This window comes from Shewanella sp. 10N.7 (assembly GCF_020806285.1).
GTDB lineage: Bacteria > Pseudomonadota > Gammaproteobacteria > Enterobacterales > Shewanellaceae > Shewanella > Shewanella electrodiphila.
This window is the reverse complement of record NZ_JAJGZS010000029.1, coordinates 45043-68079: the sequence shown is the minus strand read 5'-3', so window position 1 is coordinate 68079 and position 23037 is coordinate 45043. Positions and strand designations below refer to the sequence as shown.

Sequence of the window (23037 nt, the reverse complement as noted above, 5' to 3'; positions counted from 1 at the left end):
AAGAGGGAGTCGCAGTTCACTCCCTTTTAGTCTGGTGTGGGCGAAGCGCCACGACGTTGATTTAGAAGTTTATTTAGACCTTGATTTAGATATTTTTAAAAATTTGAAACAAAATTTGAAACAAACCTCAATTAACCAATCGATGCATCTGTTTATTATCAATAATCCTAACCATTACATTATCAATAATCCTAACCATTACATTATCAAGCTTACTGTCGTTATCTAAATCTGCATCAGTTACTAACTCTTTATCATGTACTGCAACAGTAAGCATATTGTCAGCCACAAGCTTGCCGGTAATGGGTTTGTACTTGGCTAAAGGGCCAACAAAGACTCCTGACAACAAGCTAAACAGCTTTTGCCCTATATCTTCTAAGGTTCGCTGACTAACTCGCTCTCCTAATAACAAGCTTGGCTGAAATATGTAGAGTTTGGATAAGGGGAGGAGGCTTAAATCCTTCTGCACTTGGCCTTTTACTCGATTGTAAAACACCGTCGATTTCTCATTGGCATCTAGGGCTGTGACCGCAAATAATTTCACCCCAGTTTGGCTTTGATACTCAATCGCAAGCTTGGCAAAGTCGATGACGGCGGTGTGGTCAACCTTGATAAAATTTTCCTGACTACCCGCTTGTTTAATGGTGGTGCCGAGACAACAAAAAGCGTGGTCAATACTGACAGGTAAGTTTAACTCAGTAAGCTGCTGTAACTGAGTTTCGACAAAGATAAGCTTTTCAATTCCTGCTGTTTCTGCCGCAAGTTCAGGTGCTCTTCTCCCTACGGCCACCACGGTTTTATATTGGGTATTTGCCAATAAGTTTAATAACAAGTAATGGCCGATTAAGCCGGTTGCGCCAATGATAGCAGCATTCATAATTAGCCTTGGTGATCTGGTTTACAGTGTCGTTAGAATACTTTAACAGCTTTTTGCTTGTTAATTGGGTGTAGATGCCGCACTATTTTATCCACTTTTTTATTCATTTAATATCTTAAGAATAAAGGTCATAACCAAGGAGAATGTGATGGGACTTTTTGATGCGATTTTAGGTAATTCCTCTGAAATGGATTTAGGTGAGTTACAGCAAGAGCTGTCACCAATTCTAGCCGACAATGAATCAGTACAAATGGGTTATAAACTGATCCGCGATATGTTTGTCTTTACTGATAAGCGTTTAATCTTGATTGATAAGCAGGGCATGACGGGTAAGAAGGTGAGTTATCATTCAATTGCTTATAAATCGATGACCCATTTTATTGTTGAAACTGCAGGTACCTTCGATATGGATGCCGAGCTTAAAATATTTATCTCAGGGACAGAGCAACCTATTGTTAAAGAGTTAAAGAAAGGCACTGATGTGATTGGTATTCAAAAAGCGATTGCTAACTTTTCACTATAACTTATGAATTAACTTATGCATTAACTCATGCTGTAATTCGTGCTTTTATTCTTGCTTTAACTAACGGCTGTTTTCATTAACCGTCGTTTGGTTAAATCGACTGTTTTAGCCGCTACTTGTATTGGAAAGCACCATAGATGACAACAGAAAATCAGCCACAATCACCATTGAATGATGCGCCAAAATCGGTGCAACTTGCGGTCGATTTAATTCAATTACTTGAAGAGAATAATATCGATACGCAAACCGCGATCGAAGCGCTACAAATCACATTAAATGACTTTAAAAGAAAGCAGCAGAGCGAGTAGTGAAGCTCCAAGCACGAACTAAAATAATAAGGACTAGATATGACCGAAGTTCACCTGCCATTAACTGACTTTGTCGAATATTCTCAAGCTGAGATGCTAGAACGTGCCAAGCAAAATTATCAGGATGTCAAAAGACGTCATTCTATTCGTAAGTTTTCAGAGCGTGCTGTACCGCAAGAAATTATCGAACAATGTATTTTGGCCGCGGGCACTGCGCCCAATGGGGCTAACCATCAACCTTGGCATTTTGTGGCGATAAGCGATGCTGATGTAAAAGCTCAGATCCGTGAGCAAGCAGAAGCCATTGAACAAGCTTTTTATGCGGGGCGTGGCGGTGAAGAATGGTTAGATAATTTAAAACCATTGGGCACCAATGCTGAAAAACCTTACCTTGAAAAAGCCCCTTGGTTGATTGCTGTTTTTACTAAAAAGCGCAGCGAAGATAATGGTGAGCAAAAGCAAAATTATTATGTTCATGAGTCAGTGGGAATTGCGACAGGTTTTTTACTGCAAGCGCTGCATAACGCGGGCCTAGGAACACTTACCCATACACCTAAACCTATGTCTTTTTTAAGCAAGGTTTGTGGCCGTGATAGTGATAACGAACGCCCATACATGCTGATTATTGCGGGTTACCCTGATGAGGCCGCCACAGTGCCTGAACATGCATTACAGAAGAAATCGTTAGCAGAAATCAGTGATTTTATTTAACTGGCAGCGTTAGTGTTAACACACTGAATATTAGCAATTGAGGTAGCAATGGGCTTTCAACGAATAATGGCTTTGCATGTTCATGATGAACTTGAATATCAGGCTTATCGCGATGCCATGCTGCCCATTTTGCACTTTTACGGTGGTGACTTTGGTTATGATTTTGCAGTATCTGAGGTGCTAAAGTCTAAAACCAATTCGCAGATTAACCGAGTGTTCACCATTGATTTTCCTTCAGAAGAGGTGATGAATGCGTTTTTTAGTGATGAGTCCTATTTGTCTGTAAAACAACGCCACTTTAATGCTTCTGTGACAAGTTCGACGGTTATTGGTTTACATGAAACTGATTAATAACAATTGAGCGCCAAGAGCTTGTTGTAAAAAGCTTCTTATAAAAGCTTCATCTTATAAAAAACGCTGGCAGAAAGTTATCGTTTTAATCTGTGGCTGTATTTTCTTACCTATCTTATGTCCTCAATAATCATTTGCCTCATTATTAACTTTCATTAATGTACTGTTTTAAAAACCTAATTTAAGGTCTAGTTAAGGCTTTTTATGGCTGTTTGTTGCTATAGTCCACATATGGAATAACGGCTATTCCATATGTAATGTTTATTTGAGTTATGATGTTGTCTGAGCGACTTATCTTGCTTCAAAAGGTCGTTGTTGTAATCAATTTTAAAAAGCATTAGCTGTATGAGGAAGGGCCAAGCATTAATGGAAAATTTATATCATAGCTTAGGGGTTAATCAAGATGCTGATCATGATGCGATAACTGATGCGTATGAAAGCTTGTATCTTTTTTATCACTCAGCTGAGTATCAAAGTAAATTCGCAGATATTGATATAAAACTTGCCAATATTGCCGTTTCTTATGAGATTTTAAAATGTGCTACAAAGCGTAAATCCTATGACGACATGTGGCAACTTTATCTGGCAGAGAAATCTTTAGCGGCCTTAGTCGATATTCCTGATATGAGTTATGAATTTGAAGGAGATTCAGTGGTGGTGGAACACTGGAGGGAAGTGGCAAACAAATATCCTCAGTTGAATGAGTTATACGAGAGTTTAGCTTGTCTATCGACCGTTCTGGCATATTCTTTCAAAGCGTACATTTTAGATAGTCAGCGCTATGAAGAAAGTGAACGTTTAGCCTACATTATGTGTGCCCAATACATACAAAAATTTTTTGGTGAAGATCAAAATATTAAACCGTTAGCAGAAGGGTTATTAGCAGCGACTTCGCCATCGGATTCAGTGACTACTGATGAGTTGTTTGATGCACAAGGCATCGAAGTTAATATACAAACGGTTGCGAATACGGAAACTGAAATTATTCTTTTATCTGAGCCTGTAACTCAAATGTCAGCCCAATCAAAAGCTGAGTTGAAAAAACTAGCCAGAACCAAAGCTAAAAAGAAGCTTAAAGCGAGAATAATGGCCAAATCTAAAGGTATGACTAAGCCAATATCTATAGCTGAGCATTTAGCTAAAAAACAAACTCAAGCCCAAACTCAAGTGCTATCCATTATTACACCTAAAATAGCTGCGCCTTTTGAAGCTAATCAGCCACAGTTAACTGAAAAAAGCGATCCTAAAAATGAGCAAGAGTTAGGAATGAGCGCGAATAAAAATAGCCATTTTGATACGACACAAAGCCATATGGAACGCTTGCTTGCAAGTGAATCTCGTCAGCTTCGTCATTCCACTAAAAAGGCGACAGCAAAAGGGTGTTTGATTTTGTTTGGTTTGTTCCTAATCTCAAGTCTTGCCGCCTAAAATATCAAGTATTACGGCCTAAAACCTCTAGCATTTTAGACTGATATATCAAGATTTCTGCCGGAAATACCCAGGCGTTAGCAATGCCTTATTTCCAACCTTGGCGCCAAAGCTGAGTGTCTTTTAGGTTACGCCAATTAATAGTAAATTCTTCAGCATTTATTTCTGCACGAATAATACATTCTAGTACGTTTCCATCTTCATCAAAAGTCACTTTTGTCACTGAAAAGTGCTTCAATTTATTGGTGACATGCACTTTAGTCCACTTACTGTGTAACAGCTTTTTAGGGTGTAATGGATTCATTGTTTCCTCATCAGTAGGGAAAAGGCAAAGGATTGCTGACTGAATTGAAAGATACGTTGCAGCTTATGGCTTGGTTCACCGAAGGTGGCTTTACCTGTGAAAGCGTGCCATGTATACCAATAACTAAAGCTAAAACTATAACTAAAACTATAACCGTAATAGGGCGAGTTTAGCGTTGATTATTCGCTTCTAATGCTGTTTGTAGCTCTTTTAAATCACTGACAATAAAGTCCGCTTGGTCTTGGTATTCTGCGTGTTGGTTGTGATTGATAAACACTGATTGCATGCCTGCATTTTTAGCTGCTTGGATATCATATAAATAATCGCCTACATAGATAAGCTGGCTGACAGGAATATCCCACTGTTTGGCAATGGCAAGTAACGCATCTGGTGCGGGTTTAGCAGGGTAACATTCACGGGTTAACACTAATTCCATGGCAATGTTATTTTGCGACAGTTTAGTTGCTGTTGCGGTTTTACTATTTCGGGTCACGATGGCTGTAGGCAGTGACAGCTGTTGCAAACTGGCCAATAACGCATGCATATGAGGCAGCGCCTTGGCATTCATTGCATCAAGTGCTTCGTGCTCAATAATGATTTGATGGGCTTGTTGCTGAGCATCTAATGATGGCATGTCTTCGATAAAGTCGAGAACGTCAGTATCAAATGGACAGTTTAACTGTTGCTTAATTTTACCAAAGTCCAATTCTGACTCAACTAAAGTGCCGTCTAGGTCGAATATTACGCCTTTAATATGGGTCATTGTTTTCATTTGGGGTCCAGTTGTCTTGCCGTGATAGGGTAAAGATTATCTGATATTTAATCAGTAAAGGTCATAGTATCGAGCATCAGAGAAAAGTCTCCCTGTTGTTTATCGGCAATCAGTAGGCCGACTCGGTCGATATCTTCAAATAGTAATTCAGGTGCGTTGACGTTTCTACCACGAAATTGCGAATTAAAATCATCAGGTGTAAATCTGTGTTCAGTGCGCTGACCTGCAATGGTATCAAAGTGAGCCACATAAGCTTCACCAAAGGAAAGTTTCGGTGTCTTAAAGCGTAATTGGTAGCGTTTCCCGTCACCGATTACAGTTAATTTTACGGCGTTGGCTCGCGGAATTATCGCGAGTAAACGATACTCCATTGATGCAAAACCACCATTGTTGGCAAGTGAAACATTGCCGCTAAAAACGGGCTTGTCTTGGCGTTTATCGCGGTTAATTTCACTTGATGAGATGCCGCCCATTACCGTGTCATTACTGATTTTGGCTGCTTGAAGTTGCTGTTGGGAGTTAAATTGTATTTCCATAGCACTCACTGAAGGTTGAAAAAATACGATGGAGCTTATAAAAAGACTGCATAAACACAGGTTTTTCAATAGTACGCCTATTACTACTGAAGTATACCGCTGTAATAACTGATGCATATTGGCGAGTGAATTTTTCATCATTTATTTTCCTCATAAAAAAGCGACTTATCTCGGGTGGAGGATAAGCCGCAAAAGGGTCGGACGGAGATAATCGTTTACGAGTGAATGGCCTTGATTATTCTTCGGCGACAAAATCGTCCATTAAGATAACCGAGAACATTGAAGTGTCATTTTCTGCATCTACTGCTGCAACACTGTATAAACCGTTGCCTGCAAGTGATACAGCTAGCGGGCCAATCGCTACTGTTTTAGTGCCTGTGACAGTCACGCTGACAGTGTAATCACCCGGTGCGATACTCAAGCTGCCTGATGCCGCTTTGAATGGGACATCAGTGAGAGCAGGTGTTGCATCACTGATATCAGCAGTCGGGGTTAAATATACGTCGACGTTGCCTGCAGAGTAAGAGGCATGAATGACATTCAGGCGAGCTTCAGTCGCAATGCGGCGTGTATGTTCAGCAAAAGCCCAAGGTGCAATGTCGTTGTCAGTGAGAGAGCCGACGGCGAGTACTGAGTAGCTGCTTCCTAGCATTAAATCGAGTTCGGCGTCGGTAATAACTTCTACTGAATTGTCGGCATCAGCCGCAACGGTTACTGTGTGCATGCCTTCTGGGATATTGACGTAGCCTGCAAGGTTACCGAATGAAAGCATATCAATGGCCGGCGTTGAGCTGCCATCTAAAAATACATCGACAGCTGGGGCATCGGCAACGGCATGTACTACACGGATATCACTGCCACTGCTAACATCGTTCAGTAGTACTTGGCCTTCAGGTAGCGCAACTAATAAAGCAACAGGAGAGTTACCAGACCATTCATTTGGAATTGCTGAAATTAAATAATCCATTCCATCGGCTAGGTTAACTGTGCCTGAATCGAATACGACATTCTTGTCACCGGATGCTGTAATTCTAATCTGGTAATCAGCAGTTGGTACGGTGAGTTGGTCACTATTATCCATATAGTTTGCTGATAATGTCGGCTCCATCATTGAGATGTCGGCCATTGGCGCTGTGACATAAATATCAACCAGTCCTACTGCTGGAGTGGCATGTAAAACTTGGACGCGGGCATTGCCGCTATCAATGGCACTTTCTTCATTAGCAATGAGCTTTAGCATTAACGTTTCATCACTGACATTACCTAATGCGACGGCGGTATATTCCATGTCTTCTGCTGTTGCTAGCTCAGCTTCAAGTACTGTTAATGTGCTGCCATCAGCAAGTTTTGCATCGACATTGATGGCATAAGTTGCCGTAGGTACTTCGAGTAAACCGCTAGACATAGCGTAATCGACATCAGACAGTAAAGCTGCACCATCAGCAGTAACATTGACCATTGGCGCGTCGCTGCCAGCATGAATAACGCGTACTTCAGCATAAGTGACAACTGGCGTTTCGACCTCTGCATCAGTGACTGTGTCATCGTCATCATCTGAACAAGCAGTTAATCCAAACAGTGAAAAACATAGGGCAAGAGAGTAGATCCTTTTCATCGTTCTTTCCTCGAATTTGTTTCTGTAAACGAATTATAAAATTGACTTTTTGATTACTGATTTCAGGCGCTGATTTCGAGGGGTAATACGGCAGTTGCTAATTTAGGATCATTTTTCGATTAATGAATTTTCACAAAAAGTTGGTTCAAGATCATTTTGATATTGAGTGTAATTAACATCGACACTTAATCGATTTGGCTTTAATCTGTTGTCAGAATAGGGCTTTTAGGCAGTTTGCGGTGATTCAGACCTGCAGTAAAAAACAGCAAAATAAACAACAAAATTTTAAAGTGGTTTCGTTTAATTTATTTAATTTTATCGAGCCGCCAGCGGCTTATTATGACTTTGAAAATATCTATTCTCACCAGCAATGGCAGAAAAAATGTGCTTGGATTTGTGATTATTTAACTGAGCATCAACCAGATATTATTGGTTTTCAAGAAGTCTTTAGTCCTGATGCATTAAAGGCATTAATTGCGCCTTTGGGTTATCAGTATTTTGCCGCTTTGGATGAGCCGAGTTTAATCAGCGATTATGTCTATCAAGACCCTGTAGTTGCTATTGCGTCGAAATATCCCATTACTGAATCTGCGTTAGTGACTCCCGATGAAACCTTGTTTCCGTTAATGGGAATTGCTAATGATTTTAGTTTTAGCCGTAAACCGCTACGGGTAAAAATTGCATTAGCTGATTTTGGCGAATGCGAATGTTATGTGGTGCATTTAAAGTCAAAGCGAAGTGGCATGGGCGTCGAACGATTAGCTGATTCTGGCATGACAGGCGGCGCTGATATTATGGCTAGGCAAGCATTAGGAAGCTGGGCTTCAAACATGCAGCGGGGTAGCGAGGCGGCATTATTGTTTAATGAAATCGCTAAGCAACGGAGTCAGACACAATTACCTGTGCTACTCATGGGCGACTTTAATGACACCTTGCAAAGCACTGCGTTAGAGGCCTTTCGTGCCAATGGGAAACGTGTTTTTAGAAACGATATTATTGATCCTGAACTTAAAAAAATGAATGACCAAACTCTGGCGGATGCGTTTGCGCAATTTAGCTTATTCGACAGTTATGATTTATTTAAAACCGGTCAAAAGCTCAATGCTACCTTGGCTCAAGATGAGTATGAATCAGGTCTACATGAAGAGGACTCTGATATTGCCGAAGATGTGTTGCCGCCTGTTGACCCTTTAAAATATGCTCGCCAGTCAACTCACTATTTTGGTAATACAGGCTCGGTGTTGGATTACATATTAGCCTCATGTGAATTTGATGCATCACACCCAAGAAACCTGGCTGAAGTCAGTGATTATCAAACCCATGACCGACATCTTGTTAGGGCTGATTATGCAAGAGACAGTGATAGTACCGATCATGCTCCTGTGATGATGACATTTACATTGAGAAGTTAACCAAGCTATTTACTGTCATTACTTCCTGTCATTACTTCCTGTTATTACTTCCTGTTATTAATTGCTGGTTTAAAACAAAAAATGCCGCTTCATTTCATGAAGCGGCATTGGTGAACTCTACATTTTAAAATGTAGAGTTCACTTGCATATATGTGTGAATTAGTGAGTTAACATTTCGCTGATTTTGACACAGCGTTGCTCTTTTTGACGGGTTTCTAATAATGCTCTACGGGTCATTTTCGACAAGCCTGTTTCGGTATCTAACACCTGATTAATCGCGGCGATATTGGCATTGGTACATGCGGTTGGAATTAACCTACGATTATAAGCTCGCATAAATACAGGTCCCTTTTTATCGACTTCTGCAATATTGGCTAAACGCTGCTCTGCTGTCGCTGCACTTAATAACTTTTGCTCACTTGGGTATAGGTAATTCATCGCTACGCGCAGTTTTGAAAATGGCATGTCAGTGTCATTTTCAATGGTATGGAGCCACTGACGTTTTGATCTTGCTTGAGGTCGAATGACTTCAGCGGCTATTGCAGATTTCTGGCCTGAATCTGATAAGTCGCGATGTTTTTCTTCAATGGCAATAAGGCCACTTTGTGGATAATCATATTGATTGAGTTTGATAATGATTTTCCAGCGTAAATCTTGGCTGATATTTAAGCCTGTAATCGTCGCGTTGCCTTCCAGTAGATCGGCGAGGTGATCCAATGCGTGCTGACTACTCGCTAAGCTAACATAGGCATCAAACCAGCGACGCTGGAAGTCAGCATTGTCACGATGTTCCATTGCCATGCGTAAGCTCATTTGAGTCAGAGCCTTACCAACTTTGACTGCATACGCTTTATGATTCGGCGCCATGCTGTCGAGGTAATACTGAGCCTGTTTTAAGTTACCGATGACTTGACCTAAGATAGTGTAGTCTTGTTCAAGCGGTGCATTGACTAGTGCGACATTGATGTATTGTTTAAGAGAGGTTTTACCGTCACTGACACTGTCCCACATGCTTTGCCACAACATTGAACGTAGCAGTGGATCACTGACCTTACTCAGCTGCTGTTTGGCGGTTTCAAATGAGCGTTCGTCAAGTTCGACTTTCACATATCCCCAATCTTCAAAGTTTGGGTAAACCAAGTTAGGGCAATGGCTACCGATAAGTTCAGGCACTTCGGTTCGCTCGCCTTTGTATGTGACCGCAACTTTGGGGCCTTGATGGATTGAGTAACGGGTTGCATCAAATAATGCCACTTGTACACGTTGTTCGCGTAATGTCGGTAATGCATCACTTGGCGCAGTTTGAATTAACGCAAATTCGCTGACTCTGTCATTGTCGCAGCTGTACTCAGCTTTTAAGGTGTTTACACCTGCTTGATACAACCAGTCTTGAGTCCACTGGGATAAATCACGCCCACTGGCTTGAGATAAACTACCAATAAAATCATCGAGTGTGGCGTTTTGATAACTGTACTTGGTTAGATATTGCTGCACACCTAGTTGAAAGGTGTCTTCGCCTAATAAATGCCTGAGTTGTTTCAGGGTGGATGCACCTTTTGAGTAGGTGATGGCGTCAATATTATCAAACGCATTCATGCTGGTAGGTACAGGCACTTCGATAGGATGAGTGGTGACTAAGCTATCCTGACGATAAGCACTTTGTTTACCAGTCGCATAAAACGTTCGCCAGGCATGACTAAACTCCGTTGCTTCGCTGGTGGCTAAGGTGCCCATGAAGGATGCAAAGCTTTCGTTAAGCCATAGGCCATTCCACCATTTCATTGTGACTAAGTCACCAAACCATTGGTGCGCCATCTCGTGCATGATAACACCAGCTAAGCGCTGTCGCTGGGCTGCCGTCATCGTGTCTTTATACATGAAACGGTTTTCTGCAAAAGTAATGGCGCCTGCATTTTCCATCGCGCCATATAAAAAATCAGGGACTAACAGTTGGTCGTATTTTTTAAATGGGTAGTCGATACCAAAATAATCATCAAAGAATGTTAGGCCTTGCTTGGTGTAGGTGAACCAGTCTTCAGCGGTGACTTGTTCGGCAACCGATTGACGGGCAAATAAGCGCATTGGGTATTTGCCGCTGTTGTCTTCCCAAACATGATAAGGCCCCGCATGCATCGAGAAGTTGTAAGGGCTAAGCTTAGGCGTGACTGGAAATGTCCATAGATTGCTATCAGCTTGCTCTTCAATGTTACTCTCGCGCATGGTGCTAATGACGCTCCAATCTTTAGGGGCGTTAACTGTGATTTGATAAGTGGCTTTTAAGTCGGGCTGATCAAATACGGCAAACATTTGCTGAGCGGCAGCTGGCTCGAAATGAGAGTACAAGTACACCTTGTCATCAACAGGATCGACAAAACGATGTAAGCCTTCGCCATTGGTGCTATGTTCGCGGCTGTATTCGACTTCAATGGTATTTTTACCATTGCTGAGTAACTGCGAATTGATACTGATATAAGCATCGTTATAATTCGGGTAAATGCCTTTACCATTAATGGTGAGCTTGCTAATTGTGGCTTGATTCAAGTCAAGTGTCAGCGGCTCTTTATTGCTGCTAAGGTTGAAATCTACTTTAGTGATAGCACTAAAATGACTTTCGCCAGTAAGATTAAAACTCAGCTGATAATTCACTTCTGAGACGACATTAGAGCGAGCCATTGCTTGGGCTTCGCTGATATTGGCACTGCCATCACGTTCTGTTGCAATAATTTGGGGAGTGCTATTACAAGCAAATAAGCTTGCGCAAGCAAGCGCGACGATAGACGACTTAAACAGGTTCACAATTTCTTCCCTAAATATTTATTATTGTTTTTTGGAACTAGCGTTTTATTCAATGACTATTGTTTACAGTTGTAAAAAAGCCGACTCTAAGTCGGCTAATTAAAGTTTATCAGAGGCTTATAAGCCTAAGAAAGACTTAGATTTAACTTTACGGATTTCTTTTTCATCAGACCATTCGATTAGGCCTGTTTCTAAGTCCATAAGACGCATGGTCATTTTGTAGTATACGTCTTTTGTGCTGCCATCTTGCTTGACGATGCTAGATAAGTTGCCGTACAGCATGTACTGGGCACCGACTTGACGACCGAATTTAATCGCAGTAGACGGGTCAACCATACCAGCATTGTTTTGGTAGTCTAGTTGCTTACGCACTGAGTCAACTTTAGTCATATCGATAAAGCGGAATTTACCTGAACGTAATAATTTATTGCTGATGGTATCAGTGACGGATTCTGTATCGATATGCTCAGAGGTTTTGTTTTTGATTTTATCAACAAAGATAATTGGGCGATCGTTCTGTGTCATGACGATGACAGGCGGGAACGTCAGCATGCTATCAACCATTTTTGCAGCAATGGCTTGTAAATCAGTTGAACCGAAGTTTTCATTAACGGTTTCTACTTCGGTTGCATCGCCATATTCAACCTTAGATTGACAAGCTGATAGCCCGATTACAGCGGCTAAAACAAAAATCAGTTTAAAATGTTTCATAGTAAGTTCCATGTTGGATATGACTTATAAGTAGTCGAGTTAAATAAATAGTCGAGTTAAATAAATAGTTGAGTTAAATAATTATTGAATAAAAACGGGTTTGATTACCAGTCTCTATCACCCAAATTAATGTTGCCCGATTAGGTTGTACATCAATTTTGGCAGCAGGACTGTTGCCTAAACGGATTTGGTACTCGCCTGGTTCAGTATATTGGCGGGCGATTTGTGCCTGTCTTGGTAATGTCAGCCAGCTACGTCTGTCAGCTTGCTCGGTCACTACATTAAAAATCTGCATTAAAATTGCTGCTGCATCGGCTTCGTTATTACGGCGCTTACTGCCACTTTCAACACTGCGAGTCATTTCAGACTTAGTATAGACCCGCGCAGCTTGGCGTACCAAGGCTGCAGGTAAATCTTCTTTTAGTGCGTTAATAGCTAAGGCATCAATATTGGCAATTGGTTCCGCTTTTAATACGGTTCCGAGACCTTGGATAGTCGAAGGTTGAATCACTTGGCGGTGTGGCTGATATGTAGCCAGTGACACTGTTTGCCAATTACCATCAATAGTAAACGGAACGGTTAAGCTTTGTTTTTCAGGCACGAAGCCTTTTTCGACCACCATCACCACTTGGCCTTGGCCTTTTTTAGGTAAAATTGCATCTCCCCAACGACGTTTAAACTCATCGTATTGAGGCATAGACAATTGTTTAGCTAACCTGACTAGATCTTGCTGCAGGTATTTATTGTTTGGTGTGATTTGTGCCGCTTTACGGTAATCAATATAGGCATCATTGGGCTCGCCTAACAGTTCATGAAGCAGACCTGTTGTGTAATAGCTATATGCATTTAAAAAAGAACTGGTAACGGTGCCAGTGGCTTGATCTAGCTTATTGATTTCACTGTCGATAGTGCCGTTAGCCATTGCCCGTACCGATTTTTGCGATTTTTGATAGCGTGCCTGTTCACTGGCTTGTAGTTGATTACTTCGACGCACTTCGACTAATGCACCTTGTGCATCACCAGAAAACAGATAGTTAAATGCTTGATATTGATGAACCATGATCCGTTCATAACCTGGTCCACGGTAAGGTATTGCGTTGTCGTTTAACACTAAACTACTTGCGGTGGCAGTTAAGTCAGATGCGCTAATGGTTGCTCTGTCATCAAACGCTTTATAAGCCTGAATAGCCGCTTGATAGTAGGTTTTACTGGTTTCGAAATCGCCCGAAACCTGGGCGACGCGGCCCGCTTCTTGAGCATATAACAAGCCATCATTGGTATCGATTTCACCCGCTAACTCTGACAATTTAGCACTGGGTGTTGGGCTTGCAAGTTGCTGTTTAATCGGTGCGATCTGCGAAGGATAGTTTATCAATATGCTATTGTATGCACAGCCAGTAAGACTGAAACACAGTAGACCTATGCTAAGCAGTTTATTCATTCGACAGCACCTTGCGTGTGCTGATTTTGTTGATTTTGTTCAGTACTGATTTCTTGATTGCCAGTTTGTGATGCAGTTTGGTCAGCCATAGTTATCCGTTCAAGCAAAGTAATTCCCTGTAAATGATCAAATTCATGCTGAAAAATTCGGGCAACAAAATCACTCAGTTGCTGCTTGATAACCTCTCCGCTTAGAGATTGATACTGAACATTAATTGTTTTGTGCCTTAATACGTCAACACGCCGTTCAGCGATAGATAGACAACCCTCGCTCCCCAGCTCCATTTCATCTGAATAAGCAATAATACGTGGGTTAATCACAACGGTTGCCGAGGTTTCTGGTGCATTTGGATATCGGTCATTAGATCTTGAATGCATGATAAATATAGCTAAATCACTAAATACTTGCGGCGCAGCAATTCCGACACCATTTGCAGCTGTCATCGTGGCTATCATATTCTCAGTAAGCTGAACCAGAGCTGGATCAAATGATATGACTGCTTGTGCTTGACGATTCAAAATGGCTTCGCCAGATTGTGCTATTGTCATGATGTCACTTGCAGGCATAGCGTTCCTTAATGCTTCATTGATAGTGATTTATATAAGATAGCTTGTTGGTTTACTCGTCAGTGAATATAGCAAACATCACTTTAGTAAACATGCTTTAGCCAACACTTAATAATGCGGTGGCGGGGTTTCTTCTGATGCTGAAGCCATGTTGCTGGGCTCAATGGCTTGTAGCTTATTTAATATTAATGACATTTGGTGTTGTTGAAATGCCACTAAGTCATTTAATTTAATCACTTCTTGGTTAAGATCTTCAAGTGTTATCTCCTGAAAAGCGACTTTCATTTCTAGATCATCAATCTTTTGTTGCATGTCTTGCATTACTTCCTCTCATCGCCATAGAGTTGCGCATTACGATTATGGCAATGGCCCCCATGACTCAACTAAACCTTGATTACTGATACTCACAATCTGCTGTTGGGCATCACTTGCAATAGAGTATACAACGGCACCTCTATTTTGACTGTTTTTAGTTAGCTGAATTTGCCTGTTTGCCAGTTTTTTACCTGTTTGGGTTTGCCATAGAATAATTTCTTTCGATGGCGAGCCGGTTACTAGGATTTTATCTTGTTGAATAAAGCGTGCACTACTGAAAGTCATTTGACGACGATTAATGGCAAGAGTTGATAATACCTCGCCGGTATCGCTGTAATAAATCGCGCCGTTGCCTGTAATATCACTGGCAAAACTAAGTTGGCCGTTCTGGCTAAGGGTGACTTTGCCAATACGAGATTCAAGTTGCCATTGGTGAACCGGCTGACCCGTTTGCGCCTGCCACAGGATCACTGAGCCATCATTTGAGCCACTCAGCGCCAATTGCCCATTTGCTGAAATAGACACACTGGATACTCTTTCTTGGTGGCCTAAAAATTTGATCAGGCTTTTTTGTGGTGCAAAAGACATCACTGAGCCATCAACTAAACCGACTAAAGTTTGGGCATTATTAGCAATTGCCACCGATTGCGCTGAGGCAGGAAGTGACCACCAACCGATAGATTCACCAGTATTAACATCCCAAATCGCCAATGAGTCTGCGGTTAAGGTGGCAGCATATTGCGCGTTGGAAGAAAGGGCTGTGTCGAAAACATTATTGTCAGTGGACTGCGCATCACTGCCATGTTGCCAGCGAAATTTTAAGGCTTGTTTATTGAGGTTCCATAACTGAACACCATTGCTAGCCGTGCTCACTAAAGCAAGTTGACCATCTTCAGATAAGCTTGCGCTATAGCTTGAATCTTTAGTGACACTAAACACTTTTTCAGCCGCGGGTTGGCAACCCAAAAGGGAGCAGATACACAATATCAGCATAGTAAGTCGAAACATGAACTTGCTCCTGTAAAAGTTGTCTCAAAGGCAGTGTTATTATTCAGGCCATTGCAAAAAACACTTTATTTAGTATAAAGTGGCCAAATATATACAAATTTTTTACCTACAGGTTATTGTAACCGCTATAGGACGCTGAGGAAGCTTTAATGAAATCTATTTACAAATTATCGTTAGTTGCACTGGCTGTTGTTGGTCTTACTGCATGTAACCAAGAACAAGAAGTCGTGGCAAAGAAAGTTGAATTAACAACTGACGCGCAAAAAGAAGCTTACAGTGTTGGAGGCTCAATTGGCCGTTACATGGCTGGTCATATTACCGAGCAAGAAGACCTAGGTTTCGCTGTTGATCGTACGTTAGTGATTCAAGGATTTAGCGATGGTTTAGCTGATACTTTAGATCTTACAGAAGAAGAAATGCAAACTGTACTTCAAGGTCTTGATGTTAAATTAAATGAAAAACGTGCTGAACAAGCAGAGTTATTAGCAAGCCAAGCTGTTGAAGAAGGTAAGAAATTCCTTGAAACCAACAAAGCTAAAGAAGGCGTTGTTACGACTGAGTCTGGTTTACAGTACGAAGTGCTAGAAGCCGGTGAAGGCGAGACTCCTGTGGCAGAAGACACTGTTGAAGTACACTACAAAGGTACATTAATCGACGGTACTGAGTTTGATAGCTCATACAGCCGTGGCGAGCCTGCTAAGTTCCCTCTAAACCGCGTTATTCCTGGTTGGACTGAAGGTGTTCAATTAATGCCTATTGGTGCTAAATACAAGTTCGTTATCCCATCAGAATTAGCTTATGGCGAACGTGATACTGGTACTATTCCAGCTAACTCAACGTTAGTGTTTGAAGTTGAATTATTGTCTATCGAAAAAGCACAAGTTGAAGCAGCACCAGCTGCTCAGTAATGTGTTGATGCTGTGTTTGTAGCAGCTATCGATTAAAAAGGACGCTATATGCGTCCTTTTTTGTGGGCAAAGGTTAACTGTAAACAAAATTTAATAAAATTATTTATGCAGATTTTATAACCATTTCCAGCGGTAAAATAACCACATTTGAATAGCGACGAGTAGAATTAACCCACCAGAGAACATAGCAAAAGCCCATGTGTTTTCGGTTCCGGGAATACCGCCAATATTCACACCAAGCAATCCGGTTAAAAACCCAAGCGGCAGGAAAATTGCCGATATCAGTGATAGAAAATACAAGCGCTTGTTAAGTTGCTCAGCCTGCTGAGACTGAAGTTGCTCTTGAGTGACGCTAGCGCGATCGCGAACAGCATCTAAGTCTTCTATGACCCTGATTAACGTTTCGTTTATTTCGCGTATACGCAGTTTATGTTCAGAATTGAACAACACATGTCCATCGTTTAATAGTCGAGATAAGGCATCCCGTTGAGGTGAAAAATAGCGCCTTAACGTGACTGTTTGTTTTCTAAGTTCAGCAATATCAGAGCGAAGCGACGAACTTATTGGTGCAGTAATTTGGTCATCAAGATCATCTAATTGATCTTCGAGATTATGTATTAGCTCCATTTTTCGGTGCGTTAAACGTTCACAAAGTGATACTAAAAAGTCAGCACTAGAATCAATACTGTTAGGTTTACTGATAATTTGTTCCGCGATGTCTTTTACTGACTGAAGTTGACGCTCACAGGTTGAAACTATTCGATGTTGCTGGGCAAAAATACGCATTGATACCATGTCTTCAGGTGAAGAATTAGGATTTAGGTTAATGCCGCGTAAAACCATTAATACCCCATCTTGAGAGCTTAATGAGCGTGGACGAGTATGCTCCGCTAATAAGGTATCAGTTTCCGTTTGCGGCAGTTGGGCATCGATAACCCATTGTTTTGCTTCTTCATCGCTGTAGCGTAAATGCACCCATAATAATCCGTCTTCAGGTTGCCATTGATTAAGTTCTGATGGCGTGATGCTCTGACCTGCATTAGGGCCCGATAAGAGTAAGCAATAAATAAAACCTGTATCCATATAAGTCCTGACTCGCGATGATGAACGTGTACTGTGATTTGTCGTGCTGAATGTAAGATTAAGTGTTGAATGTATAGGCAATAGTAGCACTGAATATAAAAATGACGGATTTTTTATTCATCTGCAACATTTTCATTATTTACGCGTTGTGACTGCGCAGTTTTAGCTAACATCAGTTAAAATAAGATCAAAGCCTAATGTTGAGTTTTATCATGGAATACGAGTTTCGCCGTAACAGTTTAGACGGCACTTTATTTGCTGAATTTAGTATGGAACATGCCATTCTTGGTCGCTTTTTTGCCGAGCGATTGGGTAATGATATTGAGCAGTGCAATAATATTATTAAGCAAATTGAGATTATTAGGGCTAATAAGCAAAATGATTGGCTAATGCATAGTCGTGATTTAGCCTTGTTGATCGACAGTGAACAAGTCAGAGTGTTCGCAATTGCTATCGACTTTGATGAAGATTTTGATTTGGAAGAGTCGATGAGCATGTACGATTCAGAGTCTGAAGCTTATTGTGGTCTAGAGGATTTTGAGACGGCACTTAAAAGCTGGATGGAGTTCATCCTTAAGCGTTAAGAGCTAAATGTTAAGAACTAAGCGTTAAGTTAACTGTTAATCTTGGCTGTTCAGTCTTAGTGTTTACAAACAAATGCTCGTGATTGCAGAAATTAAAAAGGCGCCTCTATTATGAGTCGCCTTTTTTAAATCAGTCAAAAATAAACTAGTGGTTTAAATATCTCACTGCCATTTCTGTTCGCGATTTTGCGTTTGCTTTACGGAGTAAATTTTTCACATGAACTTTCACCGTACCTTCACTGATATGTAAATCTTCAGCGACGACACGATTACTCTTACCTTCAGCTAACTCTTTTAAAATCTGCAACTCACGAGGGGTTAATGATGCAATCCAAGTTTCATCATTATCAGCATTTTTCAGCTCATAGATGTACTCTTCAACTTCATCACTAATAACGCGATGGCCAAGCATGGCTTTTTTCAGTTGCTCCAGTAATAAATCTGGCTCAGTGTCTTTAAGAAGATAACCATCTGCACCGGCTCGAAGTAAACGAATCACGTCTTGCTTCGCATCAGAAACGGTTAGAATAACAATCCTTGCGGTGACGCCTTCTTGGCGCATGGCATTCAAAGTATCTAGGCCAGACATGCCTTTCATGTTCAAATCGAGCAAGATAATATCTGGCTCATCTTCACCAATCGCAGTCAGTGCGTCTAACCCCGTTCCTGCTTCACCAAACAGTCTAAAGTCACTATCTGAAGTTATTAACTGACAAATACCACGTCGAAGTAGCGGGTGGTCATCTACTACTAATACTGAATAAGGTTTACCCATTTAAAGGCTCCTGCTGGGGTGGAAATACGAGGGAGACAGTTGTGCCGCCCTGCGGATTATTATCAAACTTGACAGTGCCATGCAGTTTCGTTGCACGCTCGTACATTATTCCGAGACCAAAATGCTGATCGCGTTCTTTTAAATGCGACACGCCAATGCCATCGTCCTTGATATTGATATGTATCATATCAGAATTTGCCAAAAAACAATCAATTTCTATGCGTGAAGGTTTTGCATGTTTAATTGCATTGATTGTTGCCTCGCGAGTGAGTTGCAATACATGAATGTGTTGCTTGGCAGCGAGTAAATGCGGTGATAACTGGTAATTTAGCTCAATAATGATCCCTGTCTGTTTACGAAGTTGCGCTAACATCACTTCAATGGCTTGACCTAAGTTAGGATCTTTAATGGTTAACCTGAATGTAGACAGTAACTCCCTAAGCTGGCCATAAGCAGTGCTGACGCCATCATTAATGTCCACTAGCTGGGTCTGCACATCTTCAGTCATGCAATTAGGCTCAATTTTTTTGCGCAATAAGCTGACTTGGATTTTGAGATATGAAAGTAGCTGACCTAAAGAATCATGCAGCTCTCTGGCAATGACGGCACGTTCTTCCATTAACGCGAGTTGCTGTCTTTCTTCTGTGGCATTGTGGATAACAATGGAACGAGTCAGCATCATGGCGAAATTGACAAATAACATGTTGTTAAGTGGTTTGAGAGATACCACCTCAATATAACCGAGATTTTTATCTTCTAGTTGTAAGTTGAACTTAACTGGCTTGACCTCTGTATGTGCATTAGAGTCTTGTACCTCAGGGTCTAACCAGCCATTATCTGCTTCAATACTATCAATGGTTTCGTCATCGTGTTCAATCACTAAACGAACATAATCTAATGCTTCAAAGTCTTTGAGCTGAGTAAGTGCAGTGCTGAGTGCTTTATAGTCGAGGCTATCGGCGTGTAATCTGATGAGATTGTCATACAAAAAACTTAGCTCGTTGTTTGCTCGTGTCAGTGCGATGGTCTTTTCATTGACCTGGCCTTCTAAATCTTGATAAAGGGTATCGAGCTCTGATGCGGTTTTCTTAAAGGCTTCTCCGAGTGCATGCAGCTCCATATATTCTGTTTGTGGTACATCAACTTTGAATTTACCTTTCGAAATAGAGTTAGCGACATCCATCAATTGGAGTATAGGCTGTACCATTCTCTTGCGGGTATAACGTGTCGCAGCGATGGCGACAATTAACATTAAGAATAAACCAATGATTTGACCAATCACCAATATCCGCAGTTTTAGTGCAGCAAAACGCTCCATTTCCAACACTAATATATCTATGGTATCAACAAAGTCTTTTAAAGAGTCACTGTACTCTTGACGCTGATGATTCTCGATGAAAAAGCGCATTTGCTCCCACTTATCCACCACCAACAGATATTGCTGAGATAATGCATCAGGACTGTACCAGGTTAATGAACGCTCTAACGCCTCAGAATGCAGAGTCGTTTCAAACTGATTTATCTTTTCTTGCAGCAGTTGTTCATCACGCTCTAAATACAGTTTTAAACGATAACTTTGCATACGCAATGAGCCCGAAGCGTTGATGGCTCTGGCGTCACCAATACTGAAACTTAGATTGATAATTGAATACACAGCTAAGCTGGAAGAAATGAAAATTAAGACTAACATTAGTCTTAGAATAGTGGAGGTGAGACTGCCTCTTTTAATCATTTGGTATCCAACTTAAGTCTGTTTTAACGGGAATTTTAAGCAATATTTTACATTAGAGATTACTGTAATATATTAACAAGTATTCAAAAGTGTGATGTACAACATATTAACATATTGATCTAGCGCAAGCTTATTGCCCAATACTCATAAAGGGGTATTCTTAATTTAACCTTAAATGGATAAGTTTGTTCATGGAGATGTCGTGAATATTTAAAATAAAATGTAACACGGAGATGAACGGTGATGAAAATGAAAGCAAAAGTTGTTGCGCTTAGTGCGTTGATGGCAACCAGTTTTATGATGACTAGTGCGATGGCTAGTGATAAAACTGAACCAAGAAATGAAGTATATAAAGATAAGTATAAATTGCAATATGAAACTTGGCATGCGACATCAGAAAGCGATGAAATCGTAGATGTGTTAGCAGAAGATCCAAATCTGGTTGTGTTATGGGCAGGTTACGGTTTTGCTAAGGATTATAATAAGGCACGTGGTCACCACTACACAGTGACTGACTTGCGTAATACATTACGTACTGGCGCACCAACTGGACCAGATGATGGCCCAATGCCTATGGCATGTTGGAGCTGTAAAAGCCCAGATGTACCTCGTATGATCGAAGAGCAAGGCGAAGACGGTTACTTTAAAGGTAAATGGTCTAAAGGCGGAGCTGAAATCGTTAACTCTTTAGGTTGTGGCGATTGTCATGAAAAAGGTTCACCAAAATTACGTATTTCTCGTCCATATGTTGATCGCGCTTTAGAAGCTATCGATAAGCCATTTGATAAAGCGTCTCGTAAAGACAAGCAGTCTATGGTTTGTGGTCAATGTCACGTTGAATACTACTTCGAGAAAACTGAAGACCGTAAAGGTTACGTGAAATTCCCATGGGACAACGGCACAACTGTTGAAGAAATGGAAGTTTACTATGATGCAATCAACTTTGCTGATTGGACTCACGCGATTTCTAAAACGCCTATGCTAAAAGCACAACACCCTGGTTATGAAACTTGGATGCTAGGTATGCACGGTAAAAACAACGTAAGTTGTACTGACTGTCATATGCCACGTGTTGCTAAAGCAAATGGTAAAGGTAAATTCACTGACCATAAAGTGGGTAACCCTTTCGATCGTTTCGACGAAACTTGTGCAACTTGTCATGAAGGTAAAACGAAAGAATTCATGATGGAAGTGACTCACGAGAATCAAAAGAACGTGACTGAAATTAAGCTAAGAGCTGAAACTCAACTTGTACATGCTCACTTCGAAGCTGGCGCAGCTTGGGAAGCAGGTGCAACTGAAGCTGAAATGAAGCCTATCCTAATGGATATTCGTCACAGTCAGTGGCGCTGGGATTACGCTACAGCATCTCACGGTGTTGCAGCTCATGCTCCAGCAGAAGCGTTACGCATCTTAGGTGGCGCAGTTGATAAAGCAGCTAATGCACGTATCAAACTGGCTCAACTACTTGCAGCTAAAGGCGTGAAAATGCCAATCGCTATCCCTGATATCTCTACTAAAGAGAAAGCGCAGGAAGCATTAGGTATGGACATGGATAAGATGAATGCTGATAAGCAAAGATTCTTAAAAGAACTTGCTCCTAAGTGGGATGCTGAAGCTGAAAAGCGTGAAGCGACTTACTAAATAAGTTTGCTCCTTTAAAAATATCTCTATTAAAAGCCCTCATTTGAGGGCTTTTTTATTGGTTATTTATTGATTCAGGGGGGAGTTATTCAGATAGTTTTGACTTCATTTGTGGCTGAGGTAATGATAAATACTCAATCAATTGGCAATTTAACCATTAAGGAATGAGTTATGGGTATGGAACAGCAGGCGGTTGAAATCGTTGAAACAAATAAACCTGTTATTTTACAAGGCGGCTGTTTATGTGGCGCAGTGCGATATCAGCTATCTGCCAAGCCATTTGATGCCGATTATTGCCATTGCAAGCAGTGCCAAAAATCGTCTGGTGCCGTATTTCAAGTATGGATGGATTTTAAACGCGAGCAAGTAACCTGGCTTAAAGGCGAGGTGAGCGAATTTGAATCTTCAGATAATGTTCGTCGTGGTTTTTGCAAGCAATGCGGTTGCACATTAAGTTATCGGGATACGCGCTACCCTGATTACTTCACACTGACCATTGGTTCTTTAGATGAGCCGAGCTTAATTAAACCTAACTATCATATCTATACATCAAACCAAGTGAAGTGGTTATCGATTACTGATGACTGCGAACGTTATCAGCAAGAAAGAACTTCGTAGCCTGTGGCGTCAGTTTTCT

General features: G+C 41.1%; 24 protein-coding genes. 10 read left to right on the top strand and 14 right to left on the bottom strand.

All coding sequences use genetic code 11. From position 1 onward, the window contains the following. Positions 1–127 precede the first annotated feature (127 nt). On the bottom strand, positions 128–877 hold the full coding sequence (locus LMH66_RS16945) for a nucleoside-diphosphate sugar epimerase (protein ID WP_229371475.1): 750 nt from the start codon (positions 875–877) through the stop codon (positions 128–130). Positions 878–1025: 148 nt separating this feature from the next. Here LMH66_RS16945 and LMH66_RS16940 point away from each other — a divergent pair, with 148 nt between their 5' ends. The 5 genes from LMH66_RS16940 (at position 1026) to LMH66_RS16920 (ending at position 4198) form a co-directional block, all read left to right on the top strand. Beyond that, entirely contained in the window at positions 1026–1400 is a 375-nt protein-coding gene (locus LMH66_RS16940) for a PH domain-containing protein (RefSeq protein ID WP_229371473.1), read from the top strand. A 137-nt stretch (positions 1401–1537) separates the two neighbouring features. Then, positions 1538–1708, top strand: coding sequence for a YbaM family protein (locus tag LMH66_RS16935; RefSeq protein WP_102528187.1), 171 nt, complete (start codon positions 1538–1540; stop codon positions 1706–1708). A 39-nt stretch (positions 1709–1747) separates the two neighbouring features. After that, a complete protein-coding gene (locus tag LMH66_RS16930; RefSeq protein WP_229371470.1) occupies positions 1748–2419 on the top strand; it encodes a nitroreductase family protein in 672 nt (223 codons plus the stop codon). A gap of 48 nt (positions 2420–2467) precedes the next feature. Further along, a complete protein-coding gene (locus LMH66_RS16925) occupies positions 2468–2770 on the top strand; it encodes a DUF1330 domain-containing protein (RefSeq protein WP_229371468.1) in 303 nt (100 codons plus the stop codon). 366 nt (positions 2771–3136) lie between these two features. Beyond that, positions 3137–4198 (top strand): DnaJ domain-containing protein, encoded by a 1062-nt coding sequence (locus LMH66_RS16920; protein ID WP_229371466.1) that lies wholly within the window; start codon positions 3137–3139, stop codon positions 4196–4198. A gap of 88 nt (positions 4199–4286) precedes the next feature. On the opposite strand, the gene LMH66_RS16915 is transcribed toward LMH66_RS16920, so the two are convergent. From LMH66_RS16915 to LMH66_RS16900, 4 genes are all read right to left on the bottom strand, one after another. Continuing rightward, positions 4287–4502: a TIGR02450 family Trp-rich protein gene (locus LMH66_RS16915; protein WP_229371464.1), complete on the bottom strand. Its 216-nt coding sequence runs from the start codon at positions 4500–4502 to the stop codon at positions 4287–4289. A gap of 169 nt (positions 4503–4671) precedes the next feature. After that, complete coding sequence (locus LMH66_RS16910) at positions 4672–5274, bottom strand: HAD family hydrolase (RefSeq protein WP_229371462.1); 603 nt, start codon at positions 5272–5274, stop codon at positions 4672–4674. Positions 5275–5321: 47 nt separating this feature from the next. Next, positions 5322–5810: a CIA30 family protein gene (locus tag LMH66_RS16905; protein ID WP_229371460.1), complete on the bottom strand. Its 489-nt coding sequence runs from the start codon at positions 5808–5810 to the stop codon at positions 5322–5324. 235 nt (positions 5811–6045) lie between these two features. Beyond that, the gene (locus LMH66_RS16900; protein ID WP_229371459.1) at positions 6046–7425 is read right to left on the bottom strand and encodes a DUF4397 domain-containing protein; all 1380 of its coding nucleotides are present in this window, start codon (positions 7423–7425) and stop codon (positions 6046–6048) included. A 239-nt stretch (positions 7426–7664) separates the two neighbouring features. Here LMH66_RS16900 and LMH66_RS16895 point away from each other — a divergent pair, with 239 nt between their 5' ends. Further along, positions 7665–8837 (top strand): endonuclease/exonuclease/phosphatase family protein, encoded by a 1173-nt coding sequence (locus LMH66_RS16895; protein ID WP_229371457.1) that lies wholly within the window; start codon positions 7665–7667, stop codon positions 8835–8837. Positions 8838–8996: 159 nt separating this feature from the next. On the opposite strand, the gene pepN is transcribed toward LMH66_RS16895, so the two are convergent. The 6 genes from pepN to LMH66_RS16865 all read right to left on the bottom strand — a co-directional run bounded on the left by pepN (position 8997) and on the right by LMH66_RS16865 (position 15674). Continuing rightward, positions 8997–11633, bottom strand: a complete 2637-nt coding sequence (pepN, locus tag LMH66_RS16890; protein ID WP_229371455.1) for an aminopeptidase N — start codon at positions 11631–11633, stop codon at positions 8997–8999. A 117-nt stretch (positions 11634–11750) separates the two neighbouring features. Continuing rightward, positions 11751–12344, bottom strand: coding sequence for a penicillin-binding protein activator LpoB (gene lpoB, locus LMH66_RS16885; RefSeq protein WP_198589569.1), 594 nt, complete (start codon positions 12342–12344; stop codon positions 11751–11753). A gap of 73 nt (positions 12345–12417) precedes the next feature. After that, complete coding sequence (locus LMH66_RS16880; protein ID WP_229371452.1) at positions 12418–13785, bottom strand: COG3014 family protein; 1368 nt, start codon at positions 13783–13785, stop codon at positions 12418–12420. Next, on the bottom strand, positions 13782–14351 hold the full coding sequence (gene def, locus LMH66_RS16875) for a peptide deformylase (protein ID WP_229371450.1): 570 nt from the start codon (positions 14349–14351) through the stop codon (positions 13782–13784). Before def ends, LMH66_RS16880 begins: the two co-directional genes overlap by 4 nt. Positions 14352–14459: 108 nt before the next feature. Continuing rightward, positions 14460–14672 carry a SlyX family protein gene (locus LMH66_RS16870; protein ID WP_102528199.1) on the bottom strand — a complete coding sequence of 71 codons (213 nt, stop codon included), beginning with the start codon at positions 14670–14672 and terminating at the stop codon, positions 14460–14462. A gap of 36 nt (positions 14673–14708) precedes the next feature. Beyond that, positions 14709–15674: a WD40 repeat domain-containing protein gene (locus LMH66_RS16865; protein ID WP_229371448.1), complete on the bottom strand. Its 966-nt coding sequence runs from the start codon at positions 15672–15674 to the stop codon at positions 14709–14711. A 149-nt stretch (positions 15675–15823) separates the two neighbouring features. Between LMH66_RS16865 and fkpA the strand changes: the two genes are divergently transcribed. Beyond that, positions 15824–16582 carry an FKBP-type peptidyl-prolyl cis-trans isomerase gene (gene fkpA, locus LMH66_RS16860; protein WP_102528201.1) on the top strand — a complete coding sequence of 253 codons (759 nt, stop codon included), beginning with the start codon at positions 15824–15826 and terminating at the stop codon, positions 16580–16582. Positions 16583–16696: 114 nt separating this feature from the next. Here the strand turns inward: fkpA and LMH66_RS16855 are convergent, their stop codons facing one another. Further along, positions 16697–17665, bottom strand: a complete 969-nt coding sequence (locus LMH66_RS16855; protein WP_102528202.1) for a zinc transporter ZntB — start codon at positions 17663–17665, stop codon at positions 16697–16699. Between the two features lie 212 nt (positions 17666–17877). Between LMH66_RS16855 and LMH66_RS16850 the strand changes: the two genes are divergently transcribed. After that, positions 17878–18249, top strand: a complete 372-nt coding sequence (locus LMH66_RS16850) for a YacL family protein (RefSeq protein WP_102528304.1) — start codon at positions 17878–17880, stop codon at positions 18247–18249. Positions 18250–18394: 145 nt separating this feature from the next. Here the strand turns inward: LMH66_RS16850 and LMH66_RS16845 are convergent, their stop codons facing one another. Next, a complete protein-coding gene (locus tag LMH66_RS16845; RefSeq protein WP_102528203.1) occupies positions 18395–19024 on the bottom strand; it encodes a response regulator in 630 nt (209 codons plus the stop codon). Then, positions 19017–20756, bottom strand: coding sequence for a nitrate/nitrite two-component system sensor histidine kinase NarQ (gene narQ, locus LMH66_RS16840; protein ID WP_229371446.1), 1740 nt, complete (start codon positions 20754–20756; stop codon positions 19017–19019). The genes LMH66_RS16845 and narQ overlap by 8 nt, the downstream gene beginning before the upstream one ends. Positions 20757–20999: 243 nt before the next feature. Here narQ and nrfA point away from each other — a divergent pair, with 243 nt between their 5' ends. After that, complete coding sequence (nrfA, locus tag LMH66_RS16835) at positions 21000–22400, top strand: ammonia-forming nitrite reductase cytochrome c552 subunit (protein WP_102528204.1); 1401 nt, start codon at positions 21000–21002, stop codon at positions 22398–22400. 171 nt (positions 22401–22571) lie between these two features. Further along, entirely contained in the window at positions 22572–23018 is a 447-nt protein-coding gene (locus LMH66_RS16830) for a GFA family protein (protein WP_229371442.1), read from the top strand. Positions 23019–23037 lie beyond the last annotated feature (19 nt).